This window comes from Streptomyces sp. NPDC043746 (assembly GCF_056436485.1).
Genome location: NZ_JBWKCM010000007.1, coordinates 104,281 through 123,663, shown reverse-complemented (window position 1 = coordinate 123,663; position 19,383 = coordinate 104,281). Strand labels below are relative to the sequence as shown.

Here is a 19,383-nt window from a genome sequence, read left to right as displayed (position 1 = left end):
CCGGCACGCCGGGTGATCATCAGGCGGGCCTCCGGGACGGGGACGTCCACATGGGCGTCGGGGGGATCTGCCCGTCGAGCCGGTCGGCCGCGTCCGTGGTGACCGAGGGACCTCGGTCTCCGGCTGAGGGGCACCGACAGACCTGTCGGTCTGCCCGGTAGGATGGCGATCACGGCAGACGAGCCGTGCGGACGGCCGCGTGAGGATCTTTCGGGACCCTCCCGAGGAACGTCCGGGCTCCACAGAGCAGGGTGGTGGCTAACGGCCACCCGGGGTGACCCGCGGGACAGTGCCACAGAAAACAGACCGCCCGGGACTCCGGTCCCGGGTAAGGGTGAAACGGTGGTGTAAGAGACCACCAGCGCCTGAGGTGACTCAGGCGGCTAGGTAAACCCCACCCGGAGCAAGGTCAAGAGGGGCCGGTCCAGCGATGGACGGCCCTGCGTGAACGTTCGAGGGCTGCTCGCCCGAGTTCACGGGTAGACCGCACGAGGCCGGCAGCAATGCCGGTCCTAGATGGATGGCCGTCTCCCCGGCCGCCGCGAGGCGACCGGGCGACAGAACCCGGCGTACAGCGCGACTCGTCTGCCGGCCGTCTTCCGGGCCTCCGGCCGGGTGTCTCACCCGGTCGGAGGCTCTTTCGCCGTCGCCGGGAGCTCTTTCGCCGCCGACTCCTCCGCCCTCGGCGGCTCGGCCGGCCAGCGGTCGGTCAGCTCCTCCGCGTACACCTGCGAGAGCGGCTGAGGTCCCACGTACTGCTGGCAGGTGCACCGGCCCGCCTCGTAGCGCAGCGGCTTCTTGTTCTCGTCCCAGGCCGTCGCCAGCTCCACCTGCTCATGGCAGCGGCCCTGCTTGTCGTGCTTGGCCAGGTGGTGGGTGCAGCCGCAGACCGGCTCCGGCGGCCTGTTGGCGGCCTCCAGTGCGAGCTGCCGATCCGTCGTCGCCTTCAGCAGCTCCAGCTTCCGCTTGTGCCGCTTGCGCAGAGCCTTGCGGACGGTGTCCTGGGTCCAGGTGAAGCCCCCGATCCAGAAGAAGATGAGAACCCACCAGTACCAGCTCATCGCGGCCTTCCTCCCCCGGTGTTCCCGACGCGCGTCTTCCCCCGGCGCCGGACCCCCTCGCTCGTGTTCCTGCCATTGTCCCCCACCTGTACGCGAGGGACACCGCTCGTCAGATGACCGGCGGGCGGCCCAGCCTCGTCATCCGCCACACCGTCGACCAGCGCATCGGCCGCCGGTCCCCGCACGGCGTGCGGACGCCCTCCGCGAACCCGCCCGCCCACGCGCGCAGCCCCTTCGGGTCGCGGGTGCGGGCCAGGGTGAGCAGGGTCCAGGTGGAGAGGTAGGCCGGGACCAGCGGGAGGGGCAGATTGCGGCGGGCGAGCCAGACGCGGTTGCGGGCCGTCATCCGGTAGTACACCGCGTGCCGGGCGGGGGACGTCTTCGGGTGCTGGAGCAGCAGCTCCGGCTCGTACAGCACCTTCCACCCCGCGTCCAGCGCGCGCCAGGCGAGGTCCGTCTCCTCATGGGTGAAGAAGAACTCCGCAGGCCACAGCCCCGTCTCCGCCAGCATCTTCATCGAGAACGCGTGGCCCCCGCCGAGGAACGCCGTCACCTGGCCGCCCCGCATCGGGTCGCCCGCCCGCAGCCGGGGCACGTGGCGGCGCTGGGTCTCGCCGTGTTCGTCGGCGATCCGGAAGCCGACGATACCGAGCCGGTCGTCGGCGGCGAAGTGGTCCCGGACCCGGCGGAAGACGTCCTTGTCGACCAGGAGCCCGTCGTCGTCCAGCTCGATCACCACGTCCACGTCGCCGATCTCGGCGAGCCGGCGCAGCCCCTCGTTGCGGCCGCCCGGGCAGCCCAGGTTCTCCGGCAGCTCGATGGTGGTCACCCCGCCGTCGAGATCCTCCAGACCGGGGGTGGCGGCGTAGTCCGGAAGCGTCGTCCCGTTGCCGATGATCACGAGTCGGGTGGGCCGGACGTCCTGCATCGCGACCGACGCGAGCAGCGCCTCGACCGCGTGCGGGCGGTCCCCCATGGTCACGATGGAAACGCCGATGCGTGGTGCGGACGCGGACAAGTTCGGTACTCCTGGGCTCGGCTGCCGTGCGGCTGCTGGTCGGCAGCGGTGCCCGCGATCGTAACGCCTCGGTGTTCAGTCCTCTGTTACCGCCCGGCCGTCCGTAGGCCCGTCGGTGTTCAGCAACCCGTACACGGCCATGTCCCGCCGCTCGCCCCCCACCCGCTGCCAGCCGCGCAGCAGCCCCTCATGCCGGTAGCCGACGTCCACGGCGATCCGGGCGGAGGCGGTGTTCCAGGGTTCGATGAAGAGCTGGAGGCGGGGGATGCCGAGGTCGCGCAGGGCCCAGCTCGTCACCGTACGCAGGGCGGCGCGGGTCACCCCCTGGCCACGCCCGGATGCGACCATCCAGTACCCGATCGAGGCCCGGCCCTCCGGCAGCTCCCGCAGCCAGAGCCCGATGGAGCCCACCGGCCGACGGTCCCGCGAGCGGACGATCGCGAACGGGTACCCGGCCCCCGTGGCCGCCCGCTCCCACTGCCTGCGGACGAACGCCTCGGCGGCCGCGTCCGAGTAAGGGGAGGGGATCGTCGTGATGAGGGGGATGTACGGGTCCTGGGAGGCCTCGCGGACCAGCGGCAGATCGCTCATCTCCCAGGGGCGCAGGACGAAGTCCGGGCCGGCGGTCATGCTGGGGACGGTCAGCGGCTCGGGACCGGGCGGGGCGTCGGTCTCCGCGTCCCCGTCCGCGTCCTGGTTCGGGTCCGTTTCCCTGCTCTCATCGGCTTCCGCGCCCGGGACCGTCACGTGGTCGACGCCCGGGTCCGACTCGGCGTCGACCACGGCCTCGGGCTCTCGCGGGGCATCGGGCTCGGGAGCGGCCATGTCCGTATCCTCCCGCGATCGGCGCGGTTCCGCCCCTCGGCCCGCCGGACCCCGACCGGCCTCACCGCCCCCGATGGGGCGTCGATAAAGTGACGGAATGATATTCAGCAAGGCCGGCTTCGGGGGAGCGGTCGCGGACTTCGAGGCCGCGGTGGTGGCCCAGGACGCGAAACGGTCCGGCAAGGCGTTCGTCCGGCTGCAGGAGACCTTCGGGCGGGCCAAGGAGAGCGAGCTGTTCACCGGTGGCCCGCGCCTCGCCGCGGTACTGGAACAGGTTCCGCCCAGCCCCCGCGCGGTCGTCGCCGTACTCGTCGGGGCCTGCGTCGAGCGCGGCGCCGACGCCGAGCGCTGCGCCCCCGGCGTACTGGCCGGGCTGCGGGCGGCACTCGAGGGAGCCGTGGCGTTCGGCGAGGCGTGGGCGGCGACCGGGGGCGGCGCGTTCCCCGTCCCGGACGGCGGGGAGCCGGGCGAGGAGATCGTCGAGCGGACCGGGTTCGCGGCGGCGGTGGGCTGGTGGACGCTGAGCCAGTGGGAGACGGCGGCGGTCGCCCTCCTGAACCACCGGGCGGTACGGGCGGGGCTGGACGGAGAGGCGGTACCGGCGGGGCTGGACGAAGTGGCGGCAGGCGCGGGGCTGGGCGACGCCACCGTACGCGGGCAAGCCGGTAGTGGCCGGGGCGAGCTGCTGCGGCTGCTCACCGCCGTCGCGCAGGCGTCCGGCCAGGAGCTGCGCTGCCTCTCCTACGCCCTCCAGGTGCTGGACGACGAACCGCTCGTCGTCCTCCACCGCCCCAGCGCCACCGGCTATCTGCTCCGGCTCTCCGGCATCGGCGACAACTTCCAGCTGCACACCCTGCTCGCCGACGCGCTCATAGGCGGCGGCCACGTGGCGGGGCGCGCCCCCTCGCCGCAGGAGGTCGCCGTCTGCCGCGAGACCCCCGGGCAAGTGGGGACCGCGGGCTCCTTCGAACTGGTGGCCCCGGACGGCGACCGGCTCTGGAACGAGGGGACCCCCGCCGACATCCCCCTCGTCGACGGCGTACGCCTGCTGGTGCTGGACGAGCCGTCCTACGCGCGCTCCTGGCCCGCGGGCCGCTTCTTCCCGGGCATGCGCGGCGACCTCATCCTGGAACGCGCCCTCGAACCGGAGGAGACCGAGCGCTGGTTCGCCCGGGTCTCCCCGGCCGGCGAACTGACCGGCTGAGCCGGGCACGTCCGGCCCCGGCGGCGGTTCGCCCGGCCGCCCGGAGTGCCGGAGGCCCGTGAGACTGTTGGGTGAAAAGGGGGACACCAGCGGCGTCGGCGGTGCGTATCCGGGCTGCCGTCGTGGATGCGTGGGTCGTCCATGGCGGTTCGAACGAGTCGGCCGGTGGCCGGGAGGCGGTGCAGGGGATGACGGGGATCAGTCGGCGGGGGCTGCTGCGCGGGGGTGTGGTGGCGGGGGCCGCCACAGTCCTGGGGGGTGTGGCATCGGGAGCTCCGGCCCATGCCGCGGGCATCAATCCGACGGTCGCGGGGGAGGCGGCGCACGTGCGGGCCCTGCGCAAGGCGCTGGACGACGCGGCGGAGGGGGTCGTCGGGCCGCACGGCACCGACGGCAAGGGCCGGATCATCGTGAAGGCCGGGTATGCGGGCGTGCCCACCTACACGCTGCTCAACACCCTGGTGATCGGCGGCAATACGGTTCTGGACGCCACGGGTGCGCGGTTCGTCGCCAGGTTCGGCACCGTCATGCGGAAGTACACCCTGGACCGGACGAACCAGCACTCGCCCACTCCCGAGTACGTGACGGACGCCCAGGGGGCCTTCAGCGCACCGGCGGTCAGCGGGGCCAAGGCCGCCACCATGCTCATCAACCACGTCCCCAGTTCTGCCACCACCGGCTACTCGGCCCCGGGCAACATCATGGTCAAGGGCGGTGAGTGGGACCCCATTTCCGCATGGGTGTGGGAAGACTCCGGCCCGGCCCGGGCCCGGGCCGACAAGGCCCCTCCGATGAACGTGCTGACCTTCATCCACACCCAGGACGTGGAGATCGAAGGGGTGACGGTCTGGAACGTGAAGTGGTGGCACGCGGTCGAACTCAACGCCGTACGCCGGGGTGCGGTCCGGGACTGCTTCTTCAAGGGCTGGGTCGAGAACCCGACCTGGGGCCTGTGGCAGGGCGAGGCGGTCCAGCTCGATCTGCCGCTCTCCGGCAACACCTGGGCCGGGGCCAGTGACGGCACCCCGACCGTGGACGTGCAGGTCCAGCGCAACTACGCGGGTGCCTCCGGCTCCCAGCCGTCCTGGGCGAAGCTGGTCGGCTCGCACACCGGCGGCCAGAAGGTCGGCCAGGTGCACGCGCGGGTGCTGATCGAGGGCAACGTCGTCGACAACGCCAAGTGGGACGCCATCGGCGCGATGAACACCACCGCCATCGTCATCCGCGACAACACCATCAACAACAGCGCCGGCGGAATCTACGTCAGCTCCATGTCGGCCAGGGTGGGCGGCCAGCCGCCGGTCCAGGTGGGGCCGAACCCCGTCTCCGGCGTCGACATCGTCGACAACCGGGTGACGGTGACCGCAGGCGCCTCAGGAGCCCTGCGCAACGCCGTCCGCGTCAGCGCGGACACCGTCGGGCACGTCTCCCCGGTGAGCGATGTCCGGGTCACCGGCAACCAGGTCAGCGGCGGAACCTTCTACTACACCCCGAACGTGACCTTCCGCCCCGGCACCACACCCCAACAGTGAGCGGCACGGACGAGCACTGACCAGCGCTGACCACCGGCGGGGCGGGGGCGGGCCCGCCCGGTGGTCAGGGCAGGCGAGCCCGACACGGCCCGCGGATCAGCCGCCGATCCGGGCCCCCGTCCCGGCGACCCGGACCCGGGCGTCCCCCGCGCGCAGCTCGACCGTGAGGGTGCCGGGGCGGCCCATGTCCGCGCCCTGGTGGAGGGTGAGCACGGCCGTCTCGGGGGTCAGCCCCAGCTCGCGGACGTACGCGCCGAAGGCGGCAGCCGCCGCCCCGGTCGCCGGGTCCTCGACCACCCCGCCCACCGGGAAGGGGTCCCGGACGTGGAAGACCTCCGGCGCCTCGCGCCAGACCAGTTGCAGGGTGGTCAGGTCGAGCCGGTGCATCAGCGCTTCGAGCCGCGCGAAGTCGTAGGCCAGGTCGGCCAGGCGCTCCCGGGTCGCCGCCGCCAGCACCAGGTGGCGGGCGCCCGCGTAGGCGATCCGGGGCGGCAGGGCCGGGTCGAGGTCGGCGGCCGGCCAGTCCAGGGCGGCCAGCGCCTCCGTCAGATCCGCCGCGCCGATCTCCGTGACGTGCGGGGTCACGCTGGTCAGGGTGGCGCGCAGCTCCCCGTCCTCCCGGACCACGGTGACCGGCACCCGGCCCGCGGCCGTGGTGAACTCCAGCTCGCCCGGACCGTCCCGTTCGGCCAGTGCGATGGCCGTGGCGACCGTGGCGTGGCCGCAGAAGGGGACCTCGGCCTTGGGGCTGAAGTAGCGGACGGTGTAGGCGCCTTCGCCGGTCCGCTCGGTGAGGAACGCCGTCTCGCTGTACCCCAGCTCCGCCGCGACGGCGAGCATCCGCTCCTCGTCCAGTCCCGCCGCGTCCAGGACGACGCCCGCGGGGTTTCCGCCCTCGGGGTCGGCGGAGAAGGCGGTGTAGCGCAGGACCTCGGGCACGGGATCGTGTGTCATGGAGCAGTCCAACCCCGGTGCGGGCCCCGGCATTCCCGGAGGCTGTCCCGCCGGGTCCGGCCCGTCACCCCGGTCACGTACGCGGACGGCTGCCGCAGTCCCCCCGAACCGCGGCAGCCCCACCATCAGCACAGGGCGTCAGTGGCAGTTCTTCAGGCCCTTGTTCTTGGGCGTCGACTTCCCCCAGGAGCAGGAATCCTGGAGCTTGCCGTTCGGCTTGATCAGCCGGGCCTTGTCGCCGGTGTTGTTCCAGACGTACGAGCCCCGGTTCCAGTACACGGTGCCCGAGACGTTCTTGCCCTTGCCGGTGCGGAGTTTGACGGTCTGGCCCGCGCCGATGGTGTGGCTGCCGAAGGTGTAGGTGAAGCCGGTGTTGTCCTTCACCTGGTAGCCCTTGAGCTGGACCTTCTGCTTGCTGTTGTTGTGGATGTTCACCCACTCGGCGTTCAGCGACCTGTTCGTCCGGTCGTCCTTGCCGGGACCGTCGTACTGGATGGCGCCGAAGTGCAGCCCGCCCTTGTGGGCGGCCGCCGTGGCCGGTGCCGCCGTGGCGAGGAGCGAGCCGGCCAGTGCGGTGGCGGCGGCCAGGGCGATCGGCGCAGCGGTGCGTATGCGCATGCGGTGTTCCTTCTGTGTCGTTCTGGTGAAGGTGGAGCGAGATGCGATCATACGGTCAGCACGCGCTTGCCTGTCCGAGAATGGGGAAACCCGCAAAGCCGGTCGCCCTGAGGCGAGTTCGGGCAGAAACGGTCGCACAGGAAATGTCGTGGGGCGGTCCTCCTCAGCCCCGCCCCACGTACGGCATGTTCGTCGCCATCACCGTCAGGAACGGGATGTTCGCCTCCAGCGGCAGCTCCGCCATGTGCACCACGGTCCGCGCCACATCGGCCGCCGCCATCACCGGCTCCACCGCCAGCTCCCCGTTGGCCTGGAGGATGCCGGTCCGCATCCGCTCGGTCATCTCGGTCGCCGCGTTGCCGATGTCGATCTGACCGCAGGCGATCCGGTACGGCCGCCCGTCCAGCGACAGCGACTTCGTCAGCCCGGTGATCGCGTGCTTGGTCGCCGTGTACGCCACCGCGTGGGGGCGCGGCGCGTGGGCGGAGATCGAACCGTTGTTGATGATCCGGCCGCCCCGCGGGTCCTGTTCCTTCATCAGCCGGTACGCCGCCTGTGCGCAGAGGAACGCCCCCGTCAGGTTCACGTCCACCACCGCCCGCCAGTCCGCAGCGGTGAGGTCCTCCAGGGGTACGCCTCCGGGGCCGAACGTGCCCGCGTTGTTGAACAGCAGGTCCAACCGGCCGAACCGCTCCCGTACGGCGGTGAAGAGCGCGTCCACCTCGTCCTCGTCGGTCACGTCCGTGGTGACGCAGAGCGCGTCCGGGGAGCCGGCCGCGGCCGCGGTCTCCGCCAGCGGCTCCGCCCTCCGCCCGGCGAGCGCGAGCGACCACCCCGCACCCGCGAGGGCGAGCGCGACGGCCCGCCCGATCCCCGAACCGGCACCCGTGACCACAGCGACGCGTCGATCAGTGTCCATGGCCCGGGAGCGTACGGGAGGCGCCCGGCGGCGGGCGGGAGGTCCCAGAGGGTGGACGGGGCGCCGCCGGGCGGGGGTCCGAAGGGGAGGGCGGGAGGTCTCGCGGCGCCCGGGCGGGCTCCGCGCATCGGGCACGCGGTGCTCATCGACCCGCCATGCGGATGTTGTGCACGCGACAACGGCGCGTCGGGCGCCGACGGTGCGCTGGATTCCGACAGCATCCGGCTCCATCCGACCAGTGAGGGGCATATGACAGCCGCACGGACAACCATGGCGCCGGTCCGGGACGACCGGCCCGCCGAACTCCCCACCGCCACCAGGCCCTTAGCCCGGACCGGCGGCCTGGACCGCCGTCGGGTGCTCACCGGGGCGGGTGCCGTCGCCGCACTCGCCTTCTCGATGGGCCTGCCCGCCGCGGGCACGGCGAGCGCCGCCGTGCTGGACGCCCGGCGCATCACCGAGGACCCCTTCACGCTCGGCGTCGCCTCCGGCGACCCGCTGCCCGGCTCCGTCCTCATCTGGACCCGGCTCGCCCCCCGCCCGTACGAGCCCGGCGGCGGCCTCCCCGCCTCCCGGATCGAGGTCCGCTGGGAGCTGGCCCACGACGAGGGGTTCCGGCGCACCGTACGGCGCGGGTCGGTCACCGCCCACGCGGAGTTCGGCCACAGCGTCCGCGCCGAGGTCCAGGGCCTGGACTCCGGCCGGGTCTACTACTACCGCTTCCGCACCGGCGACTGGACCAGCCCGACCGGCCGCACCCGCACCGCCCCCGCCGCCGGAGCCCGTATCGGCTCCCTCGCCCTGGCCGCCGTCTCCTGCCAGGCGTACCACGACGGGTACTTCACCGCCCACCGCCACCTGGCCGCCGAGGACGTCGACGTCGTCTTCCACCTGGGGGACTACCTCTACGAGTACGCCGTATCCGCCACCGGAGGCGCCCGCAACTACACCGACCGCCGCCTCCCGGCCCACTACAACCGCGAGACCATCACGCTGGAGGACTACCGGCTGCGCTACGCCCTCTACAAGTCCGACCCGGACCTGCGCGCCGCCCACGCCGCCCACCCCTTCGTCGTCACCTGGGACGACCACGAGACCGAGAACAACTACGCGGGCGAGATCCCCGAGAACGACGTGCCGCCCGAGGAGTTCCTGCTCCGCCGGGCCGCCGCCTACCGCGCGTACTGGGAGAACCAGCCCCTGCGCACCCCGCAGCGCCCCACCGGCCCGGACATGCGGCTCTACCGCCGGCTCGGCTTCGGGCGGCTCGCGCAGTTCGACATCCTGGACACCCGGCAGTACCGCAGCGACCAGGCGTACGGCGACGGTTGGCGCACCCCCGGCCCCGAGTCCGAGGACCCCGCGCGGACGATGACCGGGGCCGCCCAGGAGCGCTGGCTGCTCGACGGCTGGCGGGCCTCCGGCGCCACCTGGAACGTCGTGCCCCAGCAGGTCGCCTTCGCCCGGCGGCGGGACGTGCCCACCGCCGCCTACAAGCTCTCCATGGACGCCTGGGACGGCTACCCGGCCTCCCGGCAGCGGCTGCTGGACGGGGCCGAGTCCGCCGGGGTGGCCAACCTGATGGTGCTGACCGGAGACGTCCACGTCTCGTACGCCTTCGACCTGAAGAAGGACTTCGACGACCCGGCCTCCCGGACCGTCGGCACCGAGATCGTCACCACCTCCATCTCCAGCGGAAAGGACGGCGCGGAGCGGCCCGCCAACTGGGAGAACCAGACCCGTGCCAACCCGCACATGAAGCACTACAACGGGCGGCGCGGCTACGCTCTGGTCACGCTGACGGAGACGGCGGCCCGCGCCGACTTCCGTACGGTGGCGGCGGTCACCACGCCCGGGGCCCCGGTCACCACGGCCGCCTCCTTCGTCACGGAGGCGGGCAACCCGGGGCTCACACCCGCGTAACCGGTTCTACGCAACCGGGCTCAGCGGTCCGCCGGGTAGCGGACGCCGATGCGGTCCCGTACCGCGTCGAGCGTCCGCATCACCGCCAGCGTCCCTTCCAGCGGGACGAGCGGGGACTCCGTCTCACCCGCCCGGATGGCGCGCGCCACCTCGGCCGCCTCGTACTGCATCCCGGAGAGACCCCGCGGCCCCGGTCCCGAGGTGACCGTCTCCGGCGCCTTCCCCGGGCGGTGCAGCACGAAGTGGTCCGGGTGGAAGAAGTCGCGCGGGAGGTCGATCCGTCCCTCCGTGCCGATGACGGTGGCGGCGGTCGGATGGTGGCCGACGATCGAGCAGGAGAGCAGCGCGGTGGCGCCCGAGTCCCAGCCCAGCAGCATCCCCGTGTTCAGGTCCACGCCCTCGGGCGAGAGCAGCGCGTCGGCCCGCACCCGGTCCGGCTCGCCCAGGAGCAGATGGGCGAAGGCGACCGGGTAGACCCCGAGGTCCAGCAGCGCGCCGCCGCCGAGGTCCGGGTCGCGCAGCCGGTGGCCGGGGGCGAAGTCGCCCGCGAAGCCGAAGTCGGCCTGTACGGTACGGATCTCCCCGATCGCCCCGTCCCGCACCAGCTCGGTCAGTCGGCGGACCACCGGGTTGAGGTAGGTCCACATGGCCTCCATCAGGAAGAGGCCCCGGTCCCGGGCGAGCGCGACCAGCTCCTTGGCCTCCCGGCTGTTGAGCGTGAACGCCTTCTCGCAGAGCACATGCTTCCCGGCCCTCAGCGCGAGCGAGGCCGCCGCGTGGTGCGCCGAGTGCGGGGTGGCCACGTACACCACGTCCACCGTGTCGTCCGCGACCAGCTCCGCCCAGCTCCCGTGGGCCCGCGCGATGCCGTGGCGCTCGGCGAAGGCCCGCGCCGAGGCCTCCGTACGCGAGGCGACGGCCACCACCTCGGCGTCCGGCAGTGCCTGTACGTCCGCCGTGAAGGTCGCGGCGATGCCGCCCGTCGCCAGCACACCCCAGCGCACCGTCGTCCCGCCCGTTCCGTCCGTCCCGCCCATGCCCGCCCCACCGCCGTAACGAAAAAGGTATCGACCACTCCGGCCGAGCTGAGAGCATAGATGCGGATTCAACGATTCGGAGAAGAGAATGCCGGAGAGCGGCGGCAGCCGGGCCCAGCGCGAGCACATACCGAGCCACGAGACCGGGCCCGGAGCCGGGGCCCCGCCCATCCTTCCGGCACAGGCGGCCGGGGCGGCCGGGGCGGACACCGTGTCCGGGGCGGCCGGAGCCGTGGGGGCGGCCGAGGCCGGACCGACGGCCAAGGCCACGCGGGCCGCCCGGCGTACCGGCTTCCTGGTCACCATGGTGCTCGGCGGGCTCACCGCACTGCCGCCGCTCTCCATGGACATGTACCTCCCGGCGCTCCCCGCCGTCACCGACTCCCTCTCCGCCCCCGCCGCCACCATCCAGCTCACGCTCACCGCCTGCCTGGCCGGGATGGCGCTCGGCCAGCTCGTCGTCGGACCGATGAGCGACCGCTGGGGCCGCCGCAAGCCGCTGCTGCTGGGCATGGTCGTCTACGTCGTCGCCACCGCGATCTGCGCGCTCGCCCCCACCGCCGAACTCCTCATCGGCTTCCGTCTCCTCCAGGGGCTCGCGGGCGCGGCCGGGATCGTGATCGCCCGGGCGGTGGTGCGCGACCTCTACGACGGCGTGGAGATGGCCCGGTTCTTCTCCACCCTGATGCTGATCTCCGGCGTCGCACCGATCATCGCCCCGCTGATCGGCGGGCAGGTGATGCGCTTCACCGACTGGCGCGGCATCTTCGTCGTGCTGACCGGGGTCGGCGTCCTCCTCACCCTCGTCGTCTGGAAGTGGCTGCACGAGACCCTGCCGCCCGGCAGCCGCCACACCGGCGGGGTCACCGACGCCCTGCGCACCATGCGCGGGCTGCTCGCGGACCGGGTCTTCACCGGCTACATGGTCACCGGCGGGCTCGCCTTCGCCGTCCTCTTCGCGTACATCGCCGCCTCCCCCTTCGTCGTGCAGGAGATCTACGGGGCCTCGCCGCAGACCTTCAGCCTGCTGTTCGGGCTCAACTCGATCGGCCTGATCGCCGTCGGGCAGATCAACGGCAAGCTGCTGGTGGGCCGGTTCCGCCTGGACAAGGTGCTCGGCCTCGGCCTCGCGGTCATCGTCCTCGCGGCGCTCGCGCTGCTGCTCATGACCCTGGGCGTCTTCGGCGAGGTGGGCCTCCTGCCGATCGCCGCCGGGCTCTTCGTCCTGATGTCGGCGATGGGTGTGGCGATGCCCAACACCAACGCCCAGGCGCTGATGCGCACCAAGCACGCGGCGGGCTCCGCCTCCGCGCTGCTCGGCACCTCCTCGTTCCTGATCGGGGCGATCGCCTCGCCGCTGGTCGGCATCGCGGGCGAGGCCACGGCCGTCCCGATGGCGGTCGTACAGCTGGTGTGCGCGGTGGCGGCGGTGGGCTGCTTCCTGGGCCTGTGCCGCCCGTGGCAGCGGGCGGGCCGCGAGGCGGCGGGGCTGTGACACGCGCCGAGGGCTGATCCGGTACGCGTACGGGGGCCGGGGCTGATCCGGTACGTGTACGGGGGGCCGGGGCTCCGCCGGTACGCGGGTACGTGAGGACCGGGGCCCCCGTGGGTCCCGGGGCCCGGCCCGTACGGCCGGGTCCGGTCGGCCCGTCCGGTCGGTCCGTACGCGGACAGCCGATGAGTCCGTCCGGTCGATCCGTCTGGTCAGCCCGTACGCGGGTAGCCGATCAGATGCGTCCGGTCCTGCCGGTCCGTCCAGTGGAACACCCCCACGCCGGTCGCCTCCACCCCCGGCAGCCGGGCGTTGCGCGACAGCCGGGAGGCCGTCCAGGTCGCGAGGTCCACCGCGACCGGCAGCCCGCCCCCGGAGAGCGCGTCCGCCGCGTCGCGCGCGTTCTCGGCCCCGTACGCGATGCCGTCGTCCGTCACCGTGGCCAGCGACAGACGGCCCACCCCGTCCGCCCCCTCGAAGCAGCGGCCCTGCCCCGCCTCCAGATCGAAGGCCAGGTTCCCGGCGACCAGGTGGTCACCGGAGGCGGAGAGGACCGCCTGCGGGTGGCGCCCCGGCTCTATGGCGGGCCGGTGGCACTCCACCGAGGCCAGCGCCTTGCCGGTCGCCGCGTCGTGGACCGCCCACAGGTCATGGGTGGCGGCCCGCTCGGCCTTCTTCTCCAGGGCCCATCTGGCCAGCACCCGGCCCGGGGCCACCGAGGTCACCACGCCGCTGCCCCGGTCCGTGCCCCCGGGCGCCACGTTCCGGCTGAACCAGCTGCCGCGCACCCAGAACTCCCGGACTCCGCCGGCCAGCAGGCCCGCGGCGGTCTGCCCGTACACCTCCGTGAGCTGTTTGCAGGCCGGGCAGCCCTTCGGATACTTCAGGCTGTCCGCGCTCAGCTCGGAGACCATGCCCGTGACCGGGTCGATCAGCGTGCTGTTGGCCTGCCCGTCGCTGATCACGATCTCCGGACCGCTCGTGCTGACGCTCGGAGCCCCGGACCACGGCACCTCGACACGCCGCTGGGAGCCGTTCGTCACGTCGTACAGATCGAGCGCCACGAAGGTGGACGCGGGCGTCGTCCCGTCGCCGACCTTTCCGTACGACCAGGTCACGAAGTACTGCCGGTCCTGGGCGGTGACGGTGGCGAGCCTCGGGTAGTGCAGCGGGTCCGGCGGCCGTGAGGCCTGGCCGCTCCAGCCCGGCTCGCCGGTGGCGGTGTCGACGGTGCGCAGCCGGTAGCGGCGGCCTTCCGTCCGTTCCAGGTAGGCGAGTCGGCCCGTCGTGTGGGAGACGGCGATCTCGGGGGAGGAGCCGATGACCTCCCAGCCCCGGTCGGTCGTGTACTGCGGCGGAACCGTGAGCCGGGTGACCGGCCCGGCGCTCCGCGCCACCCGCCCCGCCGGGTGGGGAGCGGTGCCGCCGCTACCGGATGCCTCCGTGCGGTCGCCACCGCCCCGGCCCGCGCCGCGTCCCTCGTCGGGGGAGCCGCCGCAGGTCGCCAGCAGGAGGAGCAGGGCGAGGAGGACCACCCCGCCGACCAGGGCCAGCCGCACGGCCTTCTGTCTCATGGCTTCCCCCGGTGGCCCTGTCCTGCCTGGTCCCGTGCCCGCTCCCGCGCGGGCCAGCGTAGCAATCGGCCCCGGACGGCGTGGAGTTCAGGGAAATCCCGTTCCGTACGGGGTGCGGGAGCCCGCCCGGGGCCCCCGCACCCCCGGGGACGGAACACATCCGCCCACCCCCTCCGCCTACAATTCGGCGGTGAACGTCACCCTCCCCACCGCCCAGTCCCTGCGCTCGGCCCTGGCCGGGCTGCTCGACGGGCTGCCGCCGAAGCAGGCGGCGCAGGCCGTCGACCGGCTGATCGCCAGCTACCGCGGGGAGACCCCGACGAACGCCCCGATCCTGCGGCACCGCTCCGACGTCGTCGCGTACGCCGCGTACCGGATGCCCGCCACCTTCGAGGCCGTACGCTCCGCCCTCGACGCCCTGGTCGAGGGCGCGCCCGACTGGTCGCCCGCCACCCACACCGACGTCGGCGGCGGCACGGGCGCGGCGAGCTGGGCGGTGGCCGGCGCCTGGGAAGGGGCGGCGACGACCGTCCTGGACTGGGCCGAGCCCGCCCTGGCCCTGGGCCGCGAACTGGCCGAGGCGTCCGGGGTGCCGGGGCTGCGGGAGGCCCGCTGGGAGCGGGCCCGGATCGGGGCGGAGCTGGAGCTGGCCCCGGCGGACCTGGTCACCGTCAGCTACGTACTCAAGGAGCTGACCGCCCAGGCCAGGACCGAGCTGGTCGACGCGGTGGCCGGGGCCGGGCAGGCCGTCGTCATCGTGGAGCCGGGCACCCCCGACGGCTACGCGCGGATCATCGAGGCCCGGGACCGCCTGATCGCCGCCGGGCTGAGCATCGCCGCCCCCTGCCCGCACAGCGCCGCCTGCCCGATCGCCCCCGGCACGGACTGGTGCCACTTCTCGGCCCGGGTCAGCCGCTCCTCGCTGCACCGGCAGGTCAAGGGCGGCTCGCTCAGCCACGAGGACGAGAAGTTCAGCTACGTCGTCGCCACCCGCTTCCCCACCACCCCGGCGCCCGCCCGCGTCACCCGCAAGCCCCAGATCCGCAAGGGCCAGGTGCTTCTGGAGCTGTGCACCCGGGACGAGGGCCTGGACCGCTCGACGGTCACCAAGCGCCACGGCGGGCTGTACCGGGCGGCCAGGAACATCGCCTGGGGCGATCCCTGGCCGCCGGAGGGCGCTGCCTGAGCCGGTCGTGACGCGGAACCAGTCGGCTCGGGCCGGCCCCCGCGCCCTCCTTCCTGAGCCCCGGGGGCCGCTAGGGGGTGTCTGGGGCGAACACGTGGTCGGGGGGCTCCGGAACGTGCGTTCCGTCGTGCAGCGCGCTCGCAGTCCAGTCATCGGGACCGGAGATTCCGCGCCGGCCGACCACGGACGCCGTATTCCCTGAGGAACACGGCGTCCATGCATGGCGGAAAGACGACGGGACCCCCCCCGGGACAGCCCTTACCCCCGCAACTCCTGCGTGCAGCACTTCACGCTGCCGCCGCCCTTGAGCAGTTCTCCCAGGTCCATCGGGATCGGCTCGAAGCCCCGGTCCCGGAGCGGGTCGAGCAGGCCCGTCGCCGCCTGGGGGAGCAGGACGTGGCGGCCGTCGCTGACCGAGTTGAGGCCGAAGGCCGCCGCGTCCGCCTCCTGCGCGAGCAGGGCGTCCGGGAAGAGCCGGCGCAGCACGGCCCGGCTGCCGGGGGAGAAGGCGCCCGGGTAGTACATGATCTCGTCGGCCGCCGCGTCCAGCACGCAGAGCGCGGTGTCCAGGTGGTAGTAGCGCGGGTCCACCAGGTCGAGCCCGATGACCGGCAGGCCGAAGAACTCCTGCGCCTCGTCGTGCGAGAGCGGGCTGGAGCGGAAGCCGCGTCCGGCCAGGAGATAGGAGGCGGTGACCGCGAAGTCCCCCTCGCCCTCGTTGACGTGGTCCGGCTCGCGGATGTCGGTGAAGCCGTGCGCGCGGAACCACTCGCGGTGGGCCTCGGCCTCCTCGAACCGCTCCCGGTAGGCGAACAGGGCGCCGAGCACCCGCCCGCCGATCACCGTGGCCCCGTTGGCCGAGAAGACCATGTCCGGCAGGTCCGGGCGGGGGGTGAGCAGATCGACGGTGTGGCCCAGGGAGCGGTAGCGGTCGCGCAGGTCCTCCCACTGGGTCTGGGCCAGCGGCAGGTCGACGGGTTTGGACGGGTCCATCCACGGGTTGATGGAGTAGGTGACCCGGAAGTGCGTCGGAGCGCACATCAGGTAGCGACGAGGGGTGGCGTCACGGTTCAACTGGGCTCCTCGCGATCGGCGGCCGGAGCCGCGGAGCGGTGGGATGCGCACGGTCTGCGCGTGAGCCCATGGTGCGCCGTGCGGGCCGGATCCGCAGTGGACCGATCGGGTGGTTCGGCGGATCGTCCTACCGAGGCCGGTCGGCGGTCCGTTTCCGGCGGATTCCTGCAAGACGATACGTATCGGCTCGTTCGGCGCTACATTGGCGGCATGTCACCCCGCAAGGCCCCCGACGCCGGCCGCCGCAGCGACCGCTCCCGCCGCGCCATCTACGACGCCGCCCTCGCCCTCGTCGGCGAGAACGGCTACCGGCGGACGACGATCGAGGGTATCGCCGCCCGCGCCGGCGTCGGCAAGCAGACGATCTACCGCTGGTGGCCCTCCAAGGCGGCCGTCCTGATGGAGGCCTTCCTCGACCTGGCCGCCCGGGCCGCCGAGCAGGCGGCCCCGGAGGGCGGCGCGGACGACCGGGCCGGCGGCGAGTACGGCATTCCCGACACCGGCGACCTCGCCGCCGACCTCAAGTCCGTCCTGCGCGCCACCGTCGACGAGCTGAACGATCCCCTGATGGAGGCACCCACCCGGGCGCTGACCGCCGAGGGCATCGTCGACGCGAAGCTGGGCGCCGAATTCGTCGAGAAGCTGCTCGACCCCCAGCTCGCGTCGTACGTCACACGGCTGCGGGCCGCCCAGGAGGCCGGGCACCTCCGGGCCGACGCCGATCCGCGGACCGCCCTGGAGCTGCTGATCGCGCCCCTCACCCACCGCTGGCTGCTGCGCACCCTCCCGCTCACCCATGCGTACGCCGACACGATCGTCGACTACGCCCTCGGCGGACTGGCCCCGCGGCCTTGATCCTTATCCGTTATGTGGTGACATCGGGCGTGATGGTGCTCACTCGCCGCAGTGGTACACGGCCTCACTGGTGAACTCTGGCCACCCCGACCGCAGGATGGTGCGACGATGGAGGGGAAACGCTGAGGTGAAATGCTGAGGTGAGGGGATAGATGGGCGCCGATTCCGGCCGTTTCCGCGGCACAGAGAGCAGGATCTCCCAGTGGCTGCGGCGACGTCCCAAACCGATGGAGGCCGAAGCCGGGGAGACGGCCAGAGTGGAGCTGCTCCTGGCGGTCGCCGACGCGGGTATGCCCATCGCCCCCGCCGCCCACCCCCTCGGATACCGGTGTTCGTGCGAGCGCATCGGCTGTCCCACTCCCGCCCGGCACCCCATCTCCTTCGCGTGGCAGACGCAGTCCACGACCGACCGCGCCCAGATCGAGCGCTGGGCCCGCAGCCAGCCGCTCGCCAACTTCATCACCGCGACCGGCATGATCCACGACGTGCTGGACGTCCCCCTCACCGCCGGCCGCGGCGCATTGGAGCGTCTTCTCGCGGCGGGCATCAGCGTCGGCCCGGTCGCCCGGTCCGGCGAGGACCGGATGCTCTTCTTCACCGCCACCCGCGGCACCCCCGAGGACGAGGACGAGTGGTGGCCCTGCGAGCTGGACTGCCATCCCGAGACCCTGGACGCCCATCCGGGCCTGCGCTGGCACTGCCGCGGCAGCTACGTGCTCCTGCCGCCCGCCCGGCTCCCCGGCGAGCTGGACGTCCACTGGGTGCGCGGTCCCGAGTACGAGCTGCCCGACCCGCTGACCCTGCTGGAGACGCTCACCGACGCCTGCGCGCGGTACGTGGGGAGCGCCGAGCAGAGCGAGCTGGACCACGACTCGATCGCCTGGCCGCTGAGCCGCTGAGCCGCTGAGCTGGTGAACCGTTGAACGGGTGAACCGGCGAGCTGCTGAGGCGACAGCTGCCGACCGGTCGCTCCGGTTCCGTGCGTTCTATTCGCCCTTCGCCGCCACCAGGCCCGGCAGCCGGTTCAGCACCCGCACCCGGCCTCCGGAGTCGCCGGACCCGGCGCGCGCGGGCACGTGGACGAGCTGGCTGGAGATCCGCTCCTTGGTGAGGGTGTTGGTGACCTCGCCGGTCATGAGCGCCTTCACATCCGCGTTGACCTCGGGCTTCAGCCCCTTCGCCGCGACCTGCCGCTCGAAGTGCTTGCTGCTGAAGAAGACCAGCGCCCCGCCGTCCTCGGTGCGCAGCCCGAGCGGCCCGAACGCGCCGCTGTCCAGCGGCTGGTCGATGTACTGGTACGAGAATCCGGCCCGCCGGGTCGTCCGGCGCGTCTCGCGCCACTGCGAGGTCGCCGTGCCCGGGGCGAACACGTCCGGGGTGCCCTTCTGCAGGTACTCGGTGTAGGCGATGCTCAAGTCGACCGGTTTCACGATCAGTTCGCCGCTCTGCGGCTCCACGGGCGAGGCGAACCCGTCCCCGTCCAGGGTGAACTCCGGTACCTGGGAGGCCGGGACGACCCCGAGATAGGACGCCTTCCACAGGGCTTCGGGGCCGCTCCGTACGAACACCACCAGCCAGCGGGTGTCCAGCTTCCCGCCGTCCTCGTCCCGGTTGGAGTCGGTGTCCGCCAGGAACCAGCGCGGCCACCCCGCCTTCTTCGGGATGACGTAGGTGGCGTCCGTCAGCTCCAGGGGCTTGTGCGCCTTGTTGCCGTCCGGGTTGTACGTCTGCCGCGCCTTCAGTCCGGCCTGGTTGATCGCCCCGAGCGACCCCGTCACCCGGTCCGCGTCCAACGCCGGATCGTACGCCCTGTCCGCCGCGTTGTAGGCGTCGGTGAAGTCCTTCAGCGCCTGGGCGGCCTCCGACTCCGTGGCCCCCGGCAGCACTTCCAGCTCACCGTGGACCGTCACACAGCCGCTCGCCGTCAGGCACAGCACCGTCGCCGTCGCGAGCGCCGCCGTCAGCCGACCCACCCCAGGGACTCTCGTCATCCGTTGCTTCTGCGCCTTCTGCATCCGTCGCCCGCACTGACCGTCGAAACCCTACCGGGGCGGCGTACGGCGTGCGGGCGCGGACCGGATACCGCGTTCACACCGTGATCCGGCACCGCG

General features: G+C 72.9%; 17 protein-coding genes and 1 other RNA gene. 8 read left to right on the top strand and 10 right to left on the bottom strand.

Annotated features, from left to right (window positions below):
• Nucleotides 1-179: 179 nt before the first annotated feature.
• Nucleotides 180-588: RNase P RNA component class A (gene rnpB, locus AC0682_RS10450), an RNA gene on the top strand.
• A gap of 32 nt (nucleotides 589-620) precedes the next feature.
• Here rnpB and AC0682_RS10445 read toward each other — a convergent pair.
• The 3 genes from AC0682_RS10445 to AC0682_RS10435 form a co-directional block, all read right to left on the bottom strand.
• Nucleotides 621-1,061 (bottom strand): hypothetical protein, encoded by a 441-nt coding sequence (locus AC0682_RS10445; protein WP_478532167.1) that lies wholly within the window; start codon nucleotides 1,059-1,061, stop codon nucleotides 621-623.
• 109 nt (nucleotides 1,062-1,170) lie between these two features.
• Nucleotides 1,171-2,037: a glycosyltransferase family 2 protein gene (locus tag AC0682_RS10440; RefSeq protein ID WP_478532320.1), complete on the bottom strand. Its 867-nt coding sequence runs from the start codon at nucleotides 2,035-2,037 to the stop codon at nucleotides 1,171-1,173.
• Nucleotides 2,038-2,154: 117 nt separating this feature from the next.
• Entirely contained in the window at nucleotides 2,155-2,904 is a 750-nt protein-coding gene (locus tag AC0682_RS10435) for a GNAT family N-acetyltransferase (protein WP_478532165.1), read from the bottom strand.
• Nucleotides 2,905-3,001: 97 nt separating this feature from the next.
• On the opposite strand from AC0682_RS10435, the gene AC0682_RS10430 reads away from it, so the two are divergent.
• Together AC0682_RS10430 and AC0682_RS10425 are read left to right on the top strand one after the other, a co-directional pair.
• Complete coding sequence (locus tag AC0682_RS10430) at nucleotides 3,002-4,108, top strand: hypothetical protein (protein ID WP_478532164.1); 1,107 nt, start codon at nucleotides 3,002-3,004, stop codon at nucleotides 4,106-4,108.
• A gap of 260 nt (nucleotides 4,109-4,368) precedes the next feature.
• Nucleotides 4,369-5,640, top strand: coding sequence for a hypothetical protein (locus AC0682_RS10425; protein ID WP_478532163.1), 1,272 nt, complete (start codon nucleotides 4,369-4,371; stop codon nucleotides 5,638-5,640).
• A 96-nt stretch (nucleotides 5,641-5,736) separates the two neighbouring features.
• On the opposite strand, the gene AC0682_RS10420 is transcribed toward AC0682_RS10425, so the two are convergent.
• The 3 genes from AC0682_RS10420 to AC0682_RS10410 form a co-directional block, all read right to left on the bottom strand.
• Nucleotides 5,737-6,594 carry a PhzF family phenazine biosynthesis protein gene (locus tag AC0682_RS10420; protein WP_478532162.1) on the bottom strand — a complete coding sequence of 286 codons (858 nt, stop codon included), beginning with the start codon at nucleotides 6,592-6,594 and terminating at the stop codon, nucleotides 5,737-5,739.
• Nucleotides 6,595-6,732: 138 nt separating this feature from the next.
• A complete protein-coding gene (locus tag AC0682_RS10415; protein WP_478532161.1) occupies nucleotides 6,733-7,212 on the bottom strand; it encodes a lamin tail domain-containing protein in 480 nt (159 codons plus the stop codon).
• 163 nt (nucleotides 7,213-7,375) lie between these two features.
• Complete coding sequence (locus AC0682_RS10410; RefSeq protein ID WP_478532160.1) at nucleotides 7,376-8,131, bottom strand: SDR family oxidoreductase; 756 nt, start codon at nucleotides 8,129-8,131, stop codon at nucleotides 7,376-7,378.
• Nucleotides 8,132-8,380: 249 nt separating this feature from the next.
• On the opposite strand from AC0682_RS10410, the gene AC0682_RS10405 reads away from it, so the two are divergent.
• Nucleotides 8,381-10,054: an alkaline phosphatase D family protein gene (locus AC0682_RS10405; protein ID WP_478532159.1), complete on the top strand. Its 1,674-nt coding sequence runs from the start codon at nucleotides 8,381-8,383 to the stop codon at nucleotides 10,052-10,054.
• Nucleotides 10,055-10,074: 20 nt separating this feature from the next.
• On the opposite strand, the gene AC0682_RS10400 is transcribed toward AC0682_RS10405, so the two are convergent.
• A complete protein-coding gene (locus tag AC0682_RS10400) occupies nucleotides 10,075-11,091 on the bottom strand; it encodes a Gfo/Idh/MocA family protein (protein WP_478532158.1) in 1,017 nt (338 codons plus the stop codon).
• Between the two features lie 88 nt (nucleotides 11,092-11,179).
• Between AC0682_RS10400 and AC0682_RS10395 the strand changes: the two genes are divergently transcribed.
• Nucleotides 11,180-12,586, top strand: a complete 1,407-nt coding sequence (locus AC0682_RS10395; RefSeq protein WP_478532157.1) for a multidrug effflux MFS transporter — start codon at nucleotides 11,180-11,182, stop codon at nucleotides 12,584-12,586.
• 209 nt (nucleotides 12,587-12,795) lie between these two features.
• Here the strand turns inward: AC0682_RS10395 and AC0682_RS10390 are convergent, their stop codons facing one another.
• The gene (locus tag AC0682_RS10390; protein ID WP_478532156.1) at nucleotides 12,796-14,157 is read right to left on the bottom strand and encodes a hypothetical protein; all 1,362 of its coding nucleotides are present in this window, start codon (nucleotides 14,155-14,157) and stop codon (nucleotides 12,796-12,798) included.
• Nucleotides 14,158-14,347: 190 nt separating this feature from the next.
• Between AC0682_RS10390 and AC0682_RS10385 the strand changes: the two genes are divergently transcribed.
• Nucleotides 14,348-15,343, top strand: a complete 996-nt coding sequence (locus AC0682_RS10385) for a small ribosomal subunit Rsm22 family protein (RefSeq protein WP_478532155.1) — start codon at nucleotides 14,348-14,350, stop codon at nucleotides 15,341-15,343.
• Nucleotides 15,344-15,601: 258 nt separating this feature from the next.
• Here the strand turns inward: AC0682_RS10385 and ddaH are convergent, their stop codons facing one another.
• A complete protein-coding gene (gene ddaH / locus AC0682_RS10380) occupies nucleotides 15,602-16,417 on the bottom strand; it encodes a dimethylargininase (RefSeq protein WP_254812661.1) in 816 nt (271 codons plus the stop codon).
• A 210-nt stretch (nucleotides 16,418-16,627) separates the two neighbouring features.
• Between ddaH and AC0682_RS10375 the strand changes: the two genes are divergently transcribed.
• The gene (locus AC0682_RS10375; RefSeq protein WP_478532154.1) at nucleotides 16,628-17,272 is read left to right on the top strand and encodes a TetR/AcrR family transcriptional regulator; all 645 of its coding nucleotides are present in this window, start codon (nucleotides 16,628-16,630) and stop codon (nucleotides 17,270-17,272) included.
• 152 nt (nucleotides 17,273-17,424) lie between these two features.
• On the top strand, nucleotides 17,425-18,171 hold the full coding sequence (locus AC0682_RS10370) for a bifunctional DNA primase/polymerase (protein ID WP_254812663.1): 747 nt from the start codon (nucleotides 17,425-17,427) through the stop codon (nucleotides 18,169-18,171).
• Nucleotides 18,172-18,258: 87 nt separating this feature from the next.
• On the opposite strand, the gene AC0682_RS10365 is transcribed toward AC0682_RS10370, so the two are convergent.
• Nucleotides 18,259-19,263 carry an SCO2278 family lipoprotein gene (locus AC0682_RS10365; protein ID WP_478532153.1) on the bottom strand — a complete coding sequence of 335 codons (1,005 nt, stop codon included), beginning with the start codon at nucleotides 19,261-19,263 and terminating at the stop codon, nucleotides 18,259-18,261.
• Nucleotides 19,264-19,383 lie beyond the last annotated feature (120 nt).